A 16,383-nucleotide genomic window follows, 5' to 3' on the forward strand; every position below is an offset into this window, starting at 1 on the left:
AGAGCGCGTCGTCGTATCGCCAGCCGTCCAGACGGCACAGACCGATCCCGGGTTTCGGCGGGTCTTCCACCGTTTGCGGTTGAGCGGTTCGGTCTGCATCCGTCGGGGTCCCGGTAGTAATGAAGAAATTTCCAACGAAGTAGCCTTTGACCTGCGGTGATCCCGGGCTCTATGACCAAGGTCTCGATTCGCTGTCGGCGGCCGCGGGCGTACGCGGGCCGGAGGCGGGGGCGCGCCGGTCCGAACCCGACCGGCTGGGCCGGGCCGGGATGGCATTGGCACGGAGTCTGTACTGGCTCCTGGAGCGGGAACGCCACCTGATGGAGGACTCCGCGGCCATGCACCGCCTCGCGGTCCAGGTCGCCAGGCAGCTCGGCGATCCCTCGTCGGAAAGCTATGCCCTGGACCACTTGGCGATAGCGCTCAGCCACCTGGGACGGCTGGACGAAGCGCACGACCTCTATGAGCAGGCCCTGGCACTGACCCGTCGGCTGGCAGACGAGCGCGGCGAAATCCGAGTCCTGGGAAACCTCGCCAGAGTGCAGGTGCTATCGAATCGATGGGCCGAAGCGCTACTCACCGCGCAACGGCAATTACACCTGGCCCGCCGAGCGCGATGGAGGGCGGCCGAGACCCATGCCCACTGCATGCTCGGCGTCACCTACCAGGAGCTCAGCCAACTGGATGACGCGGCCGAGCACCTGGCGACGGCGATGACCCAGGCCCACGCCGCAGGCGACGCCTACCAGGAGTCCCGCATCGTTGACTATCTGGCTCAGGTCTATGTTGCCAAAGGTCGGCGGGAAGAGGCCCGTGTTTTGCTCCGCCAGGCGCTGTCCCAGACGCAACAGGGTGACGATCGATGCCAGGAGGCATTCATGCTCGTCACCCTTGCCAGGACATACCACCTGGCCGGAGACACACCGGCCGCCCGAGCCGTGATGAGCGAGGCAGCAACCCTCGTCAAAGAGGTACCCGAACCACATCACGAAGAGTTTTCGTCCTACTACGCCACGTCATACGCCGACATCTGCAGGCCGGAGTAGAAGGTCGTAGGCGATCAGCGATCGGATGATGGGCTGGCCGGTGGCCCGGTCTGCGTGGCCACGACGATGAGGTGCAGCATGCCATAGGGGCCCGAGAAGTTATCCGAAGTCCGAACGAAGCCTCAGTGAAGCAAGTGGACTTCGGCGAACATGCCCGAAGGATTACCTGGGGTTGTAAGGCAATTAAGCGGAGGCTTCGCGCCGCACGAAGACAAGCGTTGAATTGCCCATGTACGTGCCCGGGTCAACGCTTACGACTTGCGACCCAGCCGTCCCCGCGGGACCGTCGCGGGCGCCTTCATCCACTCCGTCGGCGTCTCCAGTGCTTCCTTTTAGGTGTGGGCGGGTTCGGCGACACCAAACCACCGCTGCAAGGCTGCCCGGAGTGTTTCGATCTCCATGGGATCTGGTTGGGGTGATGCGGATGCCCAGGCCACATAGCAGTCCGGTCGAAGGAGCAGGGCGGTGGGCGCGGGGGCCTGGGAGCGCGCGGCGACGATATCGACCTGGTCGTGGCGCAGGGCAAGTGTTTTTGCTAGCGATGCTCTTTCGGTCAGGTCGAGCAGCAGGGGACGTGCGGTTCTGGTCAGCTCGGCCAGCCGGACCGGCCCGGTCGGGGTGTGCAGTTCCATGTCCGGGGCGAACTGGCCGATCAGCGGGTGCGCCTCGCGTTCGCCCATGTCGTAGCGGACGTCGGCGCCCGCGGTGAGTTCGGCCAGACGCTGCACGGTGCTCGGGTCGCGGAGCAGTTCGGTGAACACCTCGCGCAGTCCGGTGACATCGCTGCCGGGGGCGATCAGGGCCGCCTGTGCCTGCGCGTTCAGCACCATGCGCTGAGCGGCCGATCGCCGCTCTGTCTCGTAACTGTTCAGCAGTCCGGACGGGGCACTTCCCCGGATCTCGGCGGCGAGTTTCCAGCCGAGATTGACCGCGTCCTGCAGGCCGAGGTTGAGCCCTGGACCGCCCCCCGTGGCGGCGTACACGTGGGCGGCGTCACCGATCAGGAACACCCGGCCGTCGGCGAACCGTTCGGCGACCCGAGTGTTACCGCCGGTCAGCCGGCGCAGCGCGTGCGGTCCTTGGCCGTCGGGCGGACCAAGCGGCACGTCGACGCCGAGCACGCGGCGGATGCTCGCCCGCAACTCGTCGAGGCTCATCGGGGCGTCCGTCGTGGGCTGGTCCCACTCTGTGGTGCTGACCAGCGGCGGGTGGCCAGGCATCGGCGCGTAGGAGAACCCTCCGCGCTCGGTGCGATGGGGCATGAACGGGGAAACAGCGCCGTAGCCGGGCACGTTCAGCGCACCGGTCGCAGCATCGACCCAGTCCGCCGGGACCGTCGCATGCGCTGAGCGCACAGTCATCCGGTCGTAGGTGATGCCGGGGAATCCGATGCCGGAGAGCTTGCGCGTGGTGCTGTGGGCTCCATCCGCGCCGACAAGGTGCCGAGCCCGCAGGTGGTACGCCCCACCCGGACTCGTGACGTCGATGGTGACCGCGTCGTCGTCCTGCGACAGGCCGACGACCTCATGTCCCCGCCGGATCTCCACGCCCAGTTCGATGGCACGCTCCTGCAGAACCTGCACGATGCGTCGCTGCGGCACCGGCAGGGCATAGATGGGGCTGTCCTCCAGCAGGCTCAGGTCCAGGCCCATCGCGCCGAACATGAAGTACGCGGAGTTCGGCTGCGGCGGTTCTGGGCTACCACTGAGACGTTCACACAGCCCCCGGCGGTCGAGCATTTTCACGACCTGGCCGAGCAATCCGTTCGCCTTCGGTTCCTCGCTCGGCTCCGGCAGCCGCTCCAGCACGACCGGCCGGATCCCTGCCAGGCTCAGTTCGCAGGCCAGCATCAGCCCGTTCGGACCGCCGCCAGCGATGACGACATCTGTGATCATGTGTACTCCTTTGTTCGCCCGCAAAAGGGGTAGGACGGATGAAGCGCTGAAGCGCCCGGGCGGTGGCCGGTGCGGCTCGCTGGGGGGCGCGGTCTTTGCGACGTGGTCAGCCGCAGTAGTAGTCGGCGAGGGCGGCGAAGGCAGCCTTGGGTTCCCAGGGCATGTCGGGGTAGGTGTCCCCGCGGCGGTCATCGAGGACTTTGACGATGCCAGGGCTGGCCAGGTCAAGGTCGTCGCGGGGATCGCCGTCGGGGCGGTGCGGAAAGTTGTCGAGCGCGAAGACGAAGACGAAGGCACTGTCGACCCCCGCGGCGTCGTAGATCTCCAGCAGTTCGCGCACGTACGTGGCCTGGCCGACCTCGTCGCGCACGTACTCGCTGTTCAAACGGATCGGCGCGCCGGTCTCCTGATCGAATTCGAGGACCTCCAGAACGCGGCCGCCCCTGTCGCCCGCGCCGCGGTAGGCGGCGGTGCCGAACTCGGTGATCGCGACCGGCTTTCCCTGCGCGACGAGCGTACGAACGCCCTCGATGAACTGGCCGGCGACCTCGGCCGACCGGTAGAGATCCACGCCCACGATGTCGAAGGGCGCCCAGTCAACGCGCTCGAGTGGTACGGCGGCGTACGTGATCCGGCCACCGAATCGCTCGCGAACGAGGGCCACGGCGTCGGCGAGGAAGTCGTTGACCCGTGCGCTGAGCTCGCCGACCCGCTCGGCCAGGCGATCTCGCTGAGTCAGCAGTCCGAGCCTGTCCTCCTGGGTGTCGCCCGGCAGGAATCCCTTGTTCATCAGGCTCAGCTCGGCGCCGGCGACGAACACGACCTCGGCGCCCCGCCGCCGGATCCGTTCCGCCCTCTCAGCGCAGTCGGCGAACAGCGACAGCGTCTCCTCGGCGGTCAGTTCGAGAGGGTAGGGCGAGAACCAGACCTCCAGGCCGAGGTCGGCGGCGTACGTCGCGGCCAGTTCCAGCCGCTCGGGATCACCGCCGATGACGCGGACCGCGGTGCAGTGCAGGTCGTCCCGGATGATCTCCAGCTCGCGCTTGACCACGTCCGGGTTGAAGCGCTCGCGGGAGAACCCGCCATTGCGGACGAAACCGGTGTCGTAGCTGATGCCCTTGGCCCTCATTGCACTGGTCCTTCCTGTGGGATGAGGACGCCCAGGCTAAGAAAAAAAATGCGTGTACGCAAATTTGCGTACACGCATTCAAACTGGAATACTGAGACGGTGACGACGAGACGGACGGGGCTGCGCGAGCAGAAGAAGCAGGCCACCCGAGAGGCCTTGCGCGCGGCGGCCCTGCGGCTGGCTCTTGAGCGTGGACCGGACAACGTGCGCGTCGATGACATCGCCGAGGCCGCCGGCGTCTCACCGAGGACGTACAACAACTACTTCTCCAGCCGCGAACAGGCGATCGTCGCCGCCGTCGCCGGCGAACGGGAAACGCGAGTCGCGGCGGCGGTGGCCGACCGGCCCGCCGGCGTCGGCCTCGCCGACGCCGTCATCGAGGCGATCGTGGATCAGTACACCACCCCGGTCGAATCCGGCCGGGACGCACTACTGCTGATCACCACCCGCCCCGCGTTGCGCGACGCATTCGTCGAAACCGCTACCACGATCGAACATCCCCTCACCGACGCCATCGCCGAACGTCTCGGCGATGGCGATCCACACACCGCACGGGTGCTCGCCGCGAGCGTGGCCGCCGCAGTTCGCGTGGCGATCGAGCAGTGGCTGCAGACGACTGCCTCGTCCTTCACAACCAGTGGGCTCGTCGTGCCGTCTGGCTCGCTACCGGACCTCCTTCGCACCACGCTCGCACCCCTCACACCCGCACTCGACGCCGCCGAGCAACGAGCACTCCGCCGCCGGCATCAGTGAACTCCCTGCCTCAAGGAAACGGCGCCCTAACACCTGCCGCTGAACCGCCGAAGCCGACCCCGTCCAGCGCCGGCGTCCCCGCTGAACTCAAGCCCCAACCGGATGACCTCACAAGGTCACGCGATCAGCCACACCCGAATTGAGGGTCATCGTCGCCCATGGTCCACACCATAAGCGAATCGAGACCTTAGTCATAAAGCCCGGGATCACCGCGGGTCAAAAGCTACTTCGTTGGAAATTTCTTCATTGCTACCGGGACCCCCGTCCCCGGAACGACTCGATGACGGCGCCTGCGAACTCGCCAGGCGGCCGGTCGGGTCGCCCTGGGCGTCTCCGCCCGGGGCTCCCGTTACCCGGCCCTTGTCGTTTCGGTCACTGGGCTGCCAGGACCGCGTTCACCCAGACCAAGGCACGGGCGCGGCAGCATTACCAAGGGCGTCTACGGCACCTACTCAGGCCCGTGATCATCAAGGCTGCCCGGACCATGAACACCGCCTTCGGTGACCGCCGCTCCCATCGACTCTCAGACATGGGAGAAGGGGGCGTCGGAGCCCGGCCGGCAGACGTGTACGGGCCTTGGGGAGCCGCCTCATGGCCTCGTGCCGTCGGGGAACCCGGTCCAGCGCAGGTCGGCCGGGAGGTGGCTCATGTCGTTGAACATCACGAGCGTCGGTGGCAGGCCGGTGCGGTAGTCGATGACCGTCAGTGCGGCGTTGGCACTGTTCAGGCCGAGCCACCGGGATGGCGGCGCGTCCAGGGCGTGCCGCACCAGCCACGCGATCTGGTAGGCGTGCGTCACCAGAACCTCGTGAGTGTCGCGCCGGGTTCCTGCCGCGGTTGTGTCGGGGGACTTCGCGAACCGGGCGAGCAGGGCCTCGGCGAGCTTCTGACCCGAGGCCGCCTCGGCGTCATCGTAGCCGTCGAAGAAGCCGGTCCAGGATGGGGGTGTTTCGGCCGCTTGGGGAACGTAGGGCACATGGTCGATAAGTTCGGCGGCCTCGGCGGCGGGCGCGTTCTGCAGGTGCCGGGCGAGTTCGTGCGCGCTGGCTGCGGCACGCGGTAGCGGAGAGTGCCACACGGCGTCGACCGGTAGGCCGGCGAGCCGTTCGCCCAGCAGGCCCGCCTGCCGGCGACCGATGTCGGTGAGGTTCCCGAACGCGTCGGCCGCGCCGTGGCGTGCCAGATAGAGGTGTCGCGTGGTCATGGGCGGTTGGGGTGCGGTGCCCGCGTGGGCCCGTTTCCCGTCTCCCTTCGGTCCGTGGGTGATGGGGGTGTGGGTACGGCTGTTCGGCGCGGCGGAGGGCGAGGGGGCTGTGCGCGGCCGGGCGGCGGCGCGATCATCGCCGGCCGGATGGGTGAGGTCCAGGCCGTGGCGCCCCTCGCCGACCCCGCTGTCGGCGGTCGACCTCGGCCAGTTCGCCGTCTGGCACAACGCCGACTTGGACCCCGAGCACGTCCTGAGCACGCTGGCCCTCCTGCCCGCCACACGCGCCGAAGTCGAAGGACTCGAATCCGCCCTGCTGTTCACCGCCCGCAGCGCCGGACGGACCTGGGCGCAGATAGCGAACGCGATGGGATTCAACTCCCCCCAGGCGTGCCAGCAGCACTACACCCGCCTGACAGCGCGACAGGACGCCGGCTCGGGAGCGTCCTGACGCGGTTGCGCGGATACGACACCCGATTCACCGCGGCCCTGGCGCGCGCCCGAGCCGGGAAAAGCGCCTGGGTGGACCGCACCGACGTCGACTCCTGCCATCGCGTCTGGTTCCAGTTCCACGAAGACCTCATCGCCACGCTCGGCCTCGACCGGCACACGCAACCTTGACCGGTCGCAGGCGTACGTCCGCCCGGTCTCGGGCCTGAGAAACCGGAGTCGGGCGCACTTCGCCGGCCCGCGCATCTCTGAATTCGTCATTGGTTCTACGGGCACGCTCGTTTGGGGCTCACGACACGTTTCCTATCAGCACCCCTGCTCCAGGGCCGGCTCGCCGGCCAGGTCGGACGCAACTTCGATGGCGATCTCGATCGCTCGGGCCGCCAGGGGAGAGTGGGTACGGCCGGCCCGCCAGTGCAGGCAGATCTCGCGTGGGGGGATGGCCGGTCGCAGCTCGTGGACGCGGAGCCGGTCGTCGGACTCGGCGTCGGCGGCGTGGATGGCGAGCCACGGCAGCACCGCCGATCCCATCCCGGCTCGCACCATCGACAGCAGCGTCTCGTTGCCTGCCGTACGGAAGACGATCTTCGGGTTCACGCCGGCGCGGGTGAATGCCTCCTCCATCCTGGGCTGGTCGCAGGTGGACGGCCAGGCCACCAGCGGTGCACCGTCGAGCTGGTCCAGCGGGACAGAGTGCTCGGAGAAGGCGCCGCTCCTGGCCACCAGCAGGTACGGATCGTCGAGCAGCTTGACATGCTCGACGTCGCCGCTGAGGAGGCCGTCGTAGAACAGCAGGTCGAGATCGCCGATCTGAGGCGCCTCCGGCTCTTCCTCGGACAGCCGGATGTCGCAGCCGGGGTGCTCGTCGCGCAGCCGACGTACGACGACCGGCAAGATCGCCGTGGATACGCTCTGGAGGGTGCCGATGTCGATCCGGCCGTCGCCGGCCTGGAACCGGTCCACGGCCTCGGCCAGGGCTGCCGCCTTCGCCAGCAGCTCGCGCCCGTGCTCGAGGACGACGGCGCCGAGCGGTGTGATCCGTACCGGTCTGGGCCCACCCGGTCGATCGAACACCGGGCCGCCGACAGACCTCTCCAACGCGGCGATCTGCTGGCTCACGGTCGACTGGGTGTAGCCGAGGCGGGCCGCCGCCCGGCCGAACGAGCCCTCCTCGGCGACGGCGGCCATCGCGGCCAGGTGCCTCAGTTCGAGATCGGTCACGGGTCCCAACGTACTCCCAGCCATCGCTCCTGGCGATCGATTTGATCGGAAACAATCGCTTTTCACGATGGTGCCTGGCTCCTAGCGTGGCTGGCATGACGGTAACCACCGGTGCACCGACATCGCCGGCATGGTCGTGGTGGTCACCGCGAACGGTTTCGGCGGCGCCTGGCCGTTTGCCTGGGATGGCTGATCCTCGCCGAACCGGTGACGGTGCCGACCCTCGTCGGCGGCGTGATCGTGGTGCTCGCGGTCGCCGTCGTCGTGCGCTCCGAGTTCCAACGATGAATCCGGGTTCCGACAATCAGGGGAGAGGTCCAATGAGCACATTCGTGTTGATCCACGGCGGGGGAGACGTCGGATGGTCCTGGCACCTGGTGGAGGCCGAGCTACGAGCGCGTGGGCACGAGGTGCTGGCTCCCGACCTTCCGGGTGATGACGAGTCGAAGACCCTGGCGGACTACGCCGACGCCGTGGTCGAGGCCGTCGGTGACAAGCGGGACCTGGTCGTCGTGGGCCACTCGTTCGGTGCGTTCACCGCCCCGTTGGTCGCCGATCGGCTGCCCGTCGATGTGCTGGTCCTCCTGGCCGGCATGATCCCGTCGCCGGGTGAGTCGCCGGACGAGTGGTGGGCCAACACCGGCTGCCAGAGCGCGGTGGGGGAGCAGGCCAGGCGCGATGGCGGTTTGACCGGCAACGCGGATCCATTCGTGAGCTTCTACCACGATGTCCCCCGGGAGCTGGCCGAGGAGGCGGTGGGCAAGGAGCGCGACCATCCGTCCAGGGCCGCATCGGCCGCTCCGTGGCCGCTGGACGCGTGGCCGAACGTGCCGACGAGGTTCGTGCTCTGCAGCGAGGACCGATTCTTCCCGCCCGACTTCTTTCGCCGGCTGGTGCCCGAGCGCCTGGGTATCGTCCCCGACGAGATCGCGGGCGGCCACTGCGTCGCACTCAGCCGCCCCAAAGAGGTGGCGGACATGTTGGCGGGCTACGCGTCTGCCACGAGGATCGAGCAGTGAACCGTTCCTCGGCGGCCGGCTCGCCGGGTGTCGAGGAACGGACACGGCCCGCGCAGACCGTCGCCAATCGACGCATTTCGACCTTTGCATCAGCAGGTTCGGAGCGATGTTCTTCGCCGACCCAGTCGCCGCGTTCACCAATATCGGGCGCGCTCTGCGCCCCGGAGCGCGCCTCGTGCTGCTGGTCTGGCAAGATCGCGACCGCGATGAATGGGCCTCCGCGATCCGCCGGAACCTCACCGCCGCAACGGCCACACCCGCCCCTCCCACCGGTGGTCCAGGCCCGTTCTCACTCGCCGACCCGGCCATCGCACAAGGCATCCTGGCGGCGGCAGGCTTCATCCAAGTCAGCTTCACCGACGTGCACGAGCCCGTCTACTACGGCCAGGACACCGCCACCGCCTTCGACAACGTGCTTCGCCTACGGGAATACAAAGACCTGCTCGCCAACCTCGACACCGCGACAGCCGAGCAAGCACGCACGCGGCTACGCGCCACTCTCGCCGCCCACAACACCGACAAGGGACCCGTGACAGGCATCCTGTCGGGAATGCTAGGCTGCCGGTCGTTTGGTGTTGGATTTCCGGATGAGAGGGAGGTGAGGTTTGATGACCGCGGTGAAGACCGCTGCCGTGTGCAGCGCCCGGACATTCCTCACGTCCCGGGCCCCGGTCTGACCCACTTCTTCCCCTCGCCGTAGCCGTCCGGCTTAGGAGGCGGGGGTGATGTCTGCGTCTCGTCGGGGCCCCTTCCCGCAAGGTGTCTCACGTTGCCAAACCTCTTCACGGATCCATCCGACGTCGGCCTGACCCGGTACGGATGGACGGAAACACTCGACAACGCCTTCGCCGAACACCGCGAGGCCGGCCTGGTACCGGCCCGGATCGCACGGGTGGATCGCGGCCTGTGTGACGCGGTCACCGAGTCCGGCCCGGTGCGGGCCGCCCTCACGGCGCTGTATTCCCCCGACCCGCTCCTGGCGCCCTGCACCGGCGACTGGGCCGCGCTGCGTCCGGGACGCGAACCGGAGCTGGTGGCCCTGCTGCCGCGTCGTAGCGCGATCGTGCGCTCGTCGGCGTCACGCACCTCCCACGGGCAGGTGCTGGCCGCCAACATCGACACCGTCGTCGTCGCCGTCTCACTGGCCGCCGCGCTGGACGCGGCCCGGCTGGAGCGGCTGCTGGCCCTGGCGTGGGACAGCGGCGCCAGGCCGCTGATCGTCTTGACCAAGGCGGATCTGGCCGCCGACGCCGCCGCCGTGCACGCCGAAGCGGGCGAGCTGGCGCCAGGTGTGGACATCCTGGTCACCAGCGTGACCACCGGTCAGAACATCGATGTGCTGACCGCGTCGCTGAGTGGAACCACGGTCCTGCTCGGATCCTCGGGCGCGGGCAAGTCCAGCCTCGGCAACGCGCTGCTCGGCGACGAGCTTCTGGCCACCGGCGAGGTACGGGCGCAGGACGGCAAGGGCCGCCACACCACCGTCCGCCGCGAACTGGTCCCCCTTCCCGGTGGCGGTGTCCTCATCGACACGCCCGGCCTGCGCGGGATCAGCCTGTACGACGCCGCCGACGGCCTGGAACAGGTCTTCGCCGAGATCGAACGCCTCGCCCTGGACTGCCGCTTCGGCGACTGCGCCCACGACACCGAACCGGGTTGCGCGGTCCAGGCCGCCATCCAGGCGGGCGAGCTGACCGAGCGCCGCCTGGGCAGCTACCGCAAGCTACAACGCGAGAACGTATGGGCGGCCTCGCGCACCGATGCCCGGCTGCGCGGCGAGCGCGCCAACCAGCAGAAGGCCATCACCAGCCATCTTCGCGCGACCTACAAGTTCAGGGACCAGCAGTCATGACCGGCCACATCCCATCGCCGTCGCAGACCCACCCGCCGGCCGAGTACGGCCCCGGGCCGGATCATTCCCCGCGAGGAACAGCCACCGCCGCGAGCGACACCCCGCACGACGCGATCGGCGACCCCGTCGTGACGGCGTTCTTCGCCCTGCACCACGGCCTGCCTCGCCAGGGGCCCGGCTCCGACGCGACCACCCGCCGCCTGCTGGCCCTGGCCGGACCGCTTCCGCCGCGTCCGCGCGTGCTGGACATCGGCTGCGGGCCAGGCCGCGCCTCGCTGCTACTGGCCCTGGAGGCCGCCGCCGAGGTCACCGCGCTCGACCTGCACCAGCCCTTCCTCGACGAGCTGACGCGAGCCGCCGCCACCCGCGGCGTCGGCCACGCCATCCGCACGATCCGGGCGTCGATGGCGGACCTGCCCTTCCCCGGTGAGAGCTTCGACCTGATCTGGGCTGAAGGATCCGCCTACCACATCGGCTTCGACGCCGCGCTGCACTCCTGGCGGCGGCTGCTCGCCCCCGGCGGCACGCTGGTCGTCACCGAATGCGAATGGACCACCGATTCCCCGTCCGCCGAAGCTCGGGCGTTCTGGGACCGGCACTATCGGCTGCGCACCCAAGACCAGAACGCCGCCGCGGCGCGCGCTGCCGGATATGCCGTCGCCGCACGGCACTCGCTCCCCGACAGCGACTGGTTCGAGGAGTACTACACGCCGCTGTCGGAACGAGTCCACGCGGCCGACCTGACCGTGACCGGGATGCGCGAAGCGGTCGCGGCCACCCTGCGAGAGATCACCATGCGCCACGAGCACGGCACTGACTACCAGTACACCGGCTACGTCCTGCGCCCCCAGGCAAGCACAGAAACGGACTCGAACCCCTCCATGACCACTTCCTGGATCACCCGCCCCGAGACCGCCACCGACCTCACCCAGATCCGCGAGGTCAACCTCGCCGCCTTCCCCACCCCTCACGAGGCCGACCTGGTCGAGGCGCTGCGCGCCGACCGGCAGGCGTGGATCCCCGGCCTGTCCTGGGTCACCGAGGCACCCGACGGCTCCATCGCCGGATTCGCGCTGCTCACCCGCTGCCACGTCAACGGCTCTCCGGCGCTCACCCTGGGCCCGTGCGCCGTACGGCCCGAGCACCAGCGGCGCGGCGCCGGTTCCGCCGCCATCCACGCCGCCCTCGACGCCGCCCGTGAGCAAGGCGAGAACCTGGTGCTCGTGCTCGGCCACGCCGACTACTACCCGCGCTTCGGCTTCACCCCGGCCTCCAGCCACTCCATCCGGCCGCCCTTCGACGTCGAGGACAAGTACATGATGGCGCTCGTCTTCGACCCCACCCCGCCCGTGCCGTCCGGCACCATCCGCTACCCGGCCGCGTTCGGAGTCTGACCCAGGCCCTCCGGGACGAGACCACGGCCATCCATAGGTTCGGCGCTCTCGGCCGCTCCTGGGCCACAGCCGCTCCGTCCTTGTGACGCACATACCCGGATGACCCCTGAGGCGGCGGCCTGCCAACGATGGAAACCCGATCGCTGGCAGGCCGCCCGCCACCGGCCCTGAAGGCACGCACCGGCCGCGAGCAGCGTGTTCTGCCGGCAACCGGGTTCCCATGGCCCGCGCCCCTGCAAGGGCCCGTGCACTCGGCTTCGGAAATGAAAGGAGCCGCGCGGCGCCATCGCGACGGACACGTCCTGTTGGAAGGACTCCGCCCCCGCGGACGATGACCGTGCCGCCGCAGGTTGGCGATGCGCCGCGCTTGGGCACGATGCCGGCGATGAATGCTGGTCAGCCCGCACCACGCGCGAGATGTCAGGCGCGAGGATCAACTCCACGTCGCCGCCGCTCACCCGCAGCTCGATGACTCGGTGCCGACCGGCTGCTGGGTGAACAGGTCGCGGATGGCGTTGACGATGGAGGTCACCGGCTGGTGCTCGGCGAAGAAACGCACCGGGCCGGGCATGGTGTCGGTGGGCACGAACGCCGAGCTGAGGAACGACAGGAAGACGAGCGGGTAGGAGAACGCGCTCGCGCCTTCCATGGTCTTGGCCGACAGGCCGGGGATGACCGCGATCCACGTCAGTGCCAGGGTGAACAGGATCAGGATGCCGGCGACCGCGAGCCACGCCGGCGCTCCCGCCGACGAGCGGAAGCCCATCAGCAGAGCGACGAGCACGACCACCACGAGCGAGATCGAATTGGCGACCAGCGAGGTCAGCACGTGCGCCCACAGCACCGACGAGCGCGCGATCGGCATGGACTGGAATCGCTCGAAGATGCCGCCCTTCATGTCCATGAACAGCCGGAACGCGGTGTAGGCGATGCCCGAGGCCACCGTGATGAGCAGGATGCCGGGCAGCATGTAGTTCACATACGAGTCCGACCCTGTTTTGATCGCGCCGCCGAAGACGTAGACGACTCTGGTGACGCCGCTGCGCGGAGTAAAGGCCAAGGGGTCTTCGTACCGGCAGCACAAGCAGCGCGTGCTCGAGACCTCCCGCACCAACCACTACCGCACGGGCTTGATTCAGATCATCGAGGCGCTGGAGTTCGGGTCGACCAACACCGTGCGTGCGCCGATGATGCGGGCGCCGGCGCTGATCAAGCGGTATGGGGCCGGGTCGACAGGTGTTACTTCTCGGCCGTGCCGGGTTCACCTCTGATGGACTCCTGATAGATGTCCGCGTAGGTGCGTGATTCCTTGACCAGGTCGTCGCAGAAGGCGGCGACGTCGTTGCCGATGAGTTCCAGGACTCCCTTGCGGGCCGCGACGCCCTCCTCGAAGAAATCGACGATCCCTGAGAGCAGGGACCCGTCAAGCAAGTCGGTCGGTCCGACCTTGAAGAAGTACCGCTGAATCTCCTTGTAGACGATCTGGTAATCCGACGGGAGCGCCTTGATGCGCGCCATGTGCGCCCGCCACTGCTTCTTGCCCTCGATGATGTCTTGGATGCCCACGTCAGCCTCCTAGCCGGCCCAGTTTCCTTGCGACGTTCCTGTTCAACTGCTCGCGCCAGCGGTCGCGAAAGCTCCGAGCCCCTTCTCCGCCGGCCAGCGCCGCGCAGAAGCCCCCGATGTCGTCACCCAGCACCTCGTGAATGCTCCGCCCATCGGCCGCTGTCTCTTCGAGCAGCCCCAGAGCACCGTCGAGAATCGGCATCAGGTTTCGACCTGTGAAGTCCCCGTAGGGAAAAAGATGACCTATGATCTCTCCCCACGCCGCCCGGTGGTCGGCCGGCAATGCCTCGGCCCGAACTTCGAACGCCTTCCATTCCCTGGTGAGATCGCTGCCTGTCATGGTCTCCCAGAAGCTCATCTCCCGCCCTCCTTGAGCTTGTCGATCCGTGATGTGATGTACTCCCATTTCGCCCAGAACGTCGCGAGCTCTTCGCGCCCCGCGTCGTTGAGCGCATAGAACTTGCGCGGCGGACCCATCCCGGACGGTCGTTTCGTCACCTGGACGAGCCCGTTCTTCTCCAGTCGCAGCAGGATGGTGTAAACCGTCCCCTCGACGACGTCGGCGAAGCCGAGTTCGTTCAGCCGACGCGTGATGGCGTACCCGTAGGTCTCCTCGCTGCCGATGATTTCAAGCACGCAGCCCTCAAGCGTGCCCTTCAGCATCTCCGTCAGGTCGTCCATCGTGGGTCCTCTTCCGTCCCTCTTGGTACTCCGTGGCACCGAGTACCACTACACGGTACCACGGAGTAGTGGATCGTGTCCGGCAGGCGGCGAGCACAGTGCCGCGCGGTACGCCGGAAGTAGAAGATCGCCGGCCACAGGCGCAGCATCGCCCGCCGACACGCTGCCCTCGGGGGCCTGACACCGAGGGCACAGCGTCTGAGCGTCAGCCGCCCTTGATCCGCTGCAGGGTCCTACCGTTCGCGTCGGTGAAGACCAGCGTCGCCGCTGTGACGCCGGGAGGGTATTTCACGGCCCACACCCCGAGCCCCGCTCCGACGCTCCGCTCGACGCCTCCGGAAACCTCCCGCCCGTCCGGAGTGACCGCCTTCATCGCGTGAACCGCACCCCTGGCGATGCCGAAGAAGATTTTCTCGGAATCGCTCTCACGCGCCTGTTCTTGGATCAGCCCGCGCAGTTCCTTCTCGGTGGCGTCAGGATGGAGGGCTCGCATCTGCTCCGCGTTCATGACGCCGAGCGTCGCCCCCTGCGTGCGGGCGAACTCCTTGGCGGTGAGCGGAGGAAAACCCGCGCAGGCAGCGAGCGACTCGCACAGGACAAGGCTTTTCCTGTCGGAGGCTGGCCTGCTCAGCCACATCCAGATCGGTATCTCCGGAATGGAGGCGATCCTTCCGACGGGCGGGTACTTCTTCTTCATCGCCTTGAATCTCGCGCTGGAGGGCTCCGTCGTGGCCGTGGCCGTGGCGGATGGCCCGGTGGGCGCAGCGACGGTGACGCCGTCCCACTGTCTCGGCTGCGGGAGACCGAGCCAGGCCACCGTGACGGACAGGCAGGCCGACAGCGCCGAGACCGCGACGACGGTGATCCGGTGGCGCCTGCGTATCGCGCCGCCGGCCGCAACGGCCCGGTTCACGTCCACCGAGGTGGGCGGCTGCTCCTGGTGTGCCAGCGTGTCGAACAGGGATCTGGTGTCCATCAGCGCTCCTCCGTATGCGACAGGCGCGAGTCCGGTGCGCCGAGTATCGAGCGCAGGTTGGCCAGGCCACGGGCGGTCTGGCTCTTGACGGTTCCGGTGGAGCAGCCGAGCGTCCGGGCGGTCTGCTCGACGCTCAGATCGCAGTGAAAGCGCAGCACGAGGGTGGCGCGCTGGCGCGGCGGCACCGCGGCGAGGGCTCGGCGCATGTCCATGGCCGTGTCGCGGTCGGTGCCTTCGATCGGGGGGCTGGGTGGCATGGGCGTCAGCCGTACCCGCGAGAACCAGCCTCCTCGCTGCTCGGCGAGGAAAACCCGGACGAGGATCGTCCGGACGTAGGCGTCAAGGTTGTCGGCGGCGCGCGCCTGACGCCACTTGACATAGAGCCTCGTTATCGCTGTCTGCACCAGATCGTCGGCACGGTGCCAGTCCTGGCACAGCGGGTAGGCGATCTGCCGCAACCATGGCAACCGCCCGCTCACATAGGCGGTGTACTCCTCATCGAGGCTCATCGGTCTCCAAGAAAAATAGCTTCACGCCAGGTAGATGCGCCGAACCCGCTCAGAGGTTGCATCGGACGGCCGACGGGCAACTTCGTGACACCTGGAGCAATGCATCTTGAGCTTCCCCCCCCCCGCAGGACGGACACGTCGTCTGAGTCGACCTTGTGTCGGCTGGGAAGGAAGAGACCCGTGCCCGCACCTCACCCGCCTGAGTTTCGTGAGCGCGCCGTCGCGCTGGCCCGACTCGGTGACAAACCGATCATCACCCTGGCCCAAGAGCTGGGGATCAGCCGCTCCTGCCTGCGAAATTGGCTGGCCCAGGCCGACGCCGACAAGGAAGGCGGAACATCGGGCCGGCTGACGACGGCCGAGAAAGCCGAACTCGCGCGGTCCTGGGCGGCCGGTCAGGCCGTGACCGCGAGCGTCACCACGGCGACGGCGAGCGCACCCAGCGGGGTGCCGATCGCCGGCCCCCGGCCCAGGCGCGAGCGGCGCCGGGCGCAGGTGCGGGAGGCGCTGGGGTTTCGGGAGCCGACCCGGGCGGACAAGATCTGCCCGGTGGTGTTCACGGACGAGGGGCTGCGGGCGGCGCGGCCGAGGCGTTGCCGGACGTTGAAGATCGAGCCGCCGGGCCGGGTGGCCCGGATCGTGGGCGCGGGCCGGGCGCGGTTCGAGTAACGGGTTGTCGGCGGACTCG

At 68.4% G+C, this 16,383-nt stretch carries 20 protein-coding genes and 1 pseudogene; 11 read left to right on the forward strand and 10 right to left on the reverse strand.

Annotated features, from left to right (window positions below; translation table 11 throughout):
- The first annotated feature begins 146 nt into the window (after positions 1–146).
- Positions 147–1,046 carry a tetratricopeptide repeat protein gene (locus tag OG587_RS29800; protein ID WP_329080961.1) on the forward strand — a complete coding sequence of 300 codons (900 nt, stop codon included), beginning with the start codon at positions 147–149 and terminating at the stop codon, positions 1,044–1,046.
- Positions 1,047–1,378: 332 nt separating this feature from the next.
- Here the strand turns inward: OG587_RS29800 and OG587_RS29805 are convergent, their stop codons facing one another.
- Entirely contained in the window at positions 1,379–2,941 is a 1,563-nt protein-coding gene (locus tag OG587_RS29805) for an FAD-dependent oxidoreductase (RefSeq protein ID WP_329080963.1), read from the reverse strand.
- A gap of 106 nt (positions 2,942–3,047) precedes the next feature.
- The gene (locus tag OG587_RS29810; protein WP_329080965.1) at positions 3,048–4,070 is read right to left on the reverse strand and encodes a hypothetical protein; all 1,023 of its coding nucleotides are present in this window, start codon (positions 4,068–4,070) and stop codon (positions 3,048–3,050) included.
- Between the two features lie 48 nt (positions 4,071–4,118).
- On the opposite strand from OG587_RS29810, the gene OG587_RS29815 reads away from it, so the two are divergent.
- Positions 4,119–4,823 carry a TetR/AcrR family transcriptional regulator gene (locus OG587_RS29815; protein WP_329080966.1) on the forward strand — a complete coding sequence of 235 codons (705 nt, stop codon included), beginning with the start codon at positions 4,119–4,121 and terminating at the stop codon, positions 4,821–4,823.
- A gap of 589 nt (positions 4,824–5,412) precedes the next feature.
- Here OG587_RS29815 and OG587_RS29820 read toward each other — a convergent pair.
- Entirely contained in the window at positions 5,413–6,027 is a 615-nt protein-coding gene (locus OG587_RS29820) for a histidine phosphatase family protein (RefSeq protein ID WP_329080968.1), read from the reverse strand.
- Here OG587_RS29820 and OG587_RS29825 point away from each other — a divergent pair.
- Entirely contained in the window at positions 6,026–6,478 is a 453-nt protein-coding gene (locus tag OG587_RS29825) for a DNA-binding protein (protein ID WP_329080970.1), read from the forward strand. The genes OG587_RS29820 and OG587_RS29825 overlap by 2 nt on opposite strands.
- A gap of 5 nt (positions 6,479–6,483) precedes the next feature.
- Complete coding sequence (locus OG587_RS29830; protein ID WP_329080972.1) at positions 6,484–6,648, forward strand: hypothetical protein; 165 nt, start codon at positions 6,484–6,486, stop codon at positions 6,646–6,648.
- 135 nt (positions 6,649–6,783) lie between these two features.
- Here OG587_RS29830 and OG587_RS29835 read toward each other — a convergent pair whose 3' ends face one another.
- Positions 6,784–7,698 (reverse strand): LysR family transcriptional regulator, encoded by a 915-nt coding sequence (locus tag OG587_RS29835; RefSeq protein ID WP_329080973.1) that lies wholly within the window; start codon positions 7,696–7,698, stop codon positions 6,784–6,786.
- Between the two features lie 111 nt (positions 7,699–7,809).
- Here OG587_RS29835 and OG587_RS29840 point away from each other — a divergent pair, with 111 nt between their 5' ends.
- The 6 genes and pseudogenes from OG587_RS29840 (at position 7,810) to OG587_RS47300 (ending at position 11,963) form a co-directional block, all read left to right on the forward strand.
- A complete protein-coding gene (locus OG587_RS29840) occupies positions 7,810–7,986 on the forward strand; it encodes a hypothetical protein (protein WP_329080974.1) in 177 nt (58 codons plus the stop codon).
- 32 nt (positions 7,987–8,018) lie between these two features.
- Positions 8,019–8,717 (forward strand): alpha/beta hydrolase, encoded by a 699-nt coding sequence (locus OG587_RS29845; protein ID WP_329080976.1) that lies wholly within the window; start codon positions 8,019–8,021, stop codon positions 8,715–8,717.
- Between the two features lie 106 nt (positions 8,718–8,823).
- On the forward strand, positions 8,824–9,417 hold the full coding sequence (locus tag OG587_RS29850) for a hypothetical protein (protein ID WP_329080978.1): 594 nt from the start codon (positions 8,824–8,826) through the stop codon (positions 9,415–9,417).
- 69 nt (positions 9,418–9,486) lie between these two features.
- Positions 9,487–10,569, forward strand: a complete 1,083-nt coding sequence (rsgA, locus tag OG587_RS29855; protein ID WP_329080980.1) for a ribosome small subunit-dependent GTPase A — start codon at positions 9,487–9,489, stop codon at positions 10,567–10,569.
- Positions 10,566–11,216, forward strand: a pseudogene (locus OG587_RS47295) (class I SAM-dependent methyltransferase); the annotation flags it as partial. The gene rsgA and the pseudogene OG587_RS47295, both read left to right, overlap by 4 nt.
- A gap of 234 nt (positions 11,217–11,450) precedes the next feature.
- Positions 11,451–11,963 (forward strand): GNAT family N-acetyltransferase, encoded by a 513-nt coding sequence (locus OG587_RS47300; protein ID WP_443075637.1) that lies wholly within the window; start codon positions 11,451–11,453, stop codon positions 11,961–11,963.
- A 454-nt stretch (positions 11,964–12,417) separates the two neighbouring features.
- Here the strand turns inward: OG587_RS47300 and OG587_RS29865 are convergent, their stop codons facing one another.
- The 6 genes from OG587_RS29865 to OG587_RS29890 all read right to left on the reverse strand — a co-directional run bounded on the left by OG587_RS29865 (position 12,418) and on the right by OG587_RS29890 (position 15,695).
- Complete coding sequence (locus tag OG587_RS29865) at positions 12,418–13,023, reverse strand: ABC transporter permease (RefSeq protein ID WP_329080984.1); 606 nt, start codon at positions 13,021–13,023, stop codon at positions 12,418–12,420.
- Between the two features lie 179 nt (positions 13,024–13,202).
- A complete protein-coding gene (locus OG587_RS29870) occupies positions 13,203–13,529 on the reverse strand; it encodes a DUF1048 domain-containing protein (RefSeq protein ID WP_329080986.1) in 327 nt (108 codons plus the stop codon).
- A gap of 1 nt (position 13,530) precedes the next feature.
- A complete protein-coding gene (locus OG587_RS29875; RefSeq protein WP_329080988.1) occupies positions 13,531–13,887 on the reverse strand; it encodes a DUF1048 domain-containing protein in 357 nt (118 codons plus the stop codon).
- Positions 13,884–14,210, reverse strand: coding sequence for a PadR family transcriptional regulator (locus tag OG587_RS29880; RefSeq protein WP_329080990.1), 327 nt, complete (start codon positions 14,208–14,210; stop codon positions 13,884–13,886). Before OG587_RS29880 ends, OG587_RS29875 begins: the two co-directional genes overlap by 4 nt.
- Before the next feature lie 205 nt (positions 14,211–14,415).
- On the reverse strand, positions 14,416–15,186 hold the full coding sequence (locus OG587_RS29885) for a hypothetical protein (RefSeq protein WP_329080992.1): 771 nt from the start codon (positions 15,184–15,186) through the stop codon (positions 14,416–14,418).
- Positions 15,186–15,695, reverse strand: a complete 510-nt coding sequence (locus OG587_RS29890) for a SigE family RNA polymerase sigma factor (protein WP_329080993.1) — start codon at positions 15,693–15,695, stop codon at positions 15,186–15,188. Before OG587_RS29890 ends, OG587_RS29885 begins: the two co-directional genes overlap by 1 nt.
- A gap of 180 nt (positions 15,696–15,875) precedes the next feature.
- Between OG587_RS29890 and OG587_RS29895 the strand changes: the two genes are divergently transcribed.
- A complete protein-coding gene (locus OG587_RS29895) occupies positions 15,876–16,364 on the forward strand; it encodes a transposase (protein ID WP_329080994.1) in 489 nt (162 codons plus the stop codon).
- Positions 16,365–16,383 lie beyond the last annotated feature (19 nt).

This window comes from Streptosporangium sp. NBC_01469 (genome assembly GCF_036227305.1).
In the GTDB taxonomy this organism is placed as follows: Bacteria; Actinomycetota; Actinomycetes; order Streptosporangiales; family Streptosporangiaceae; genus Streptosporangium.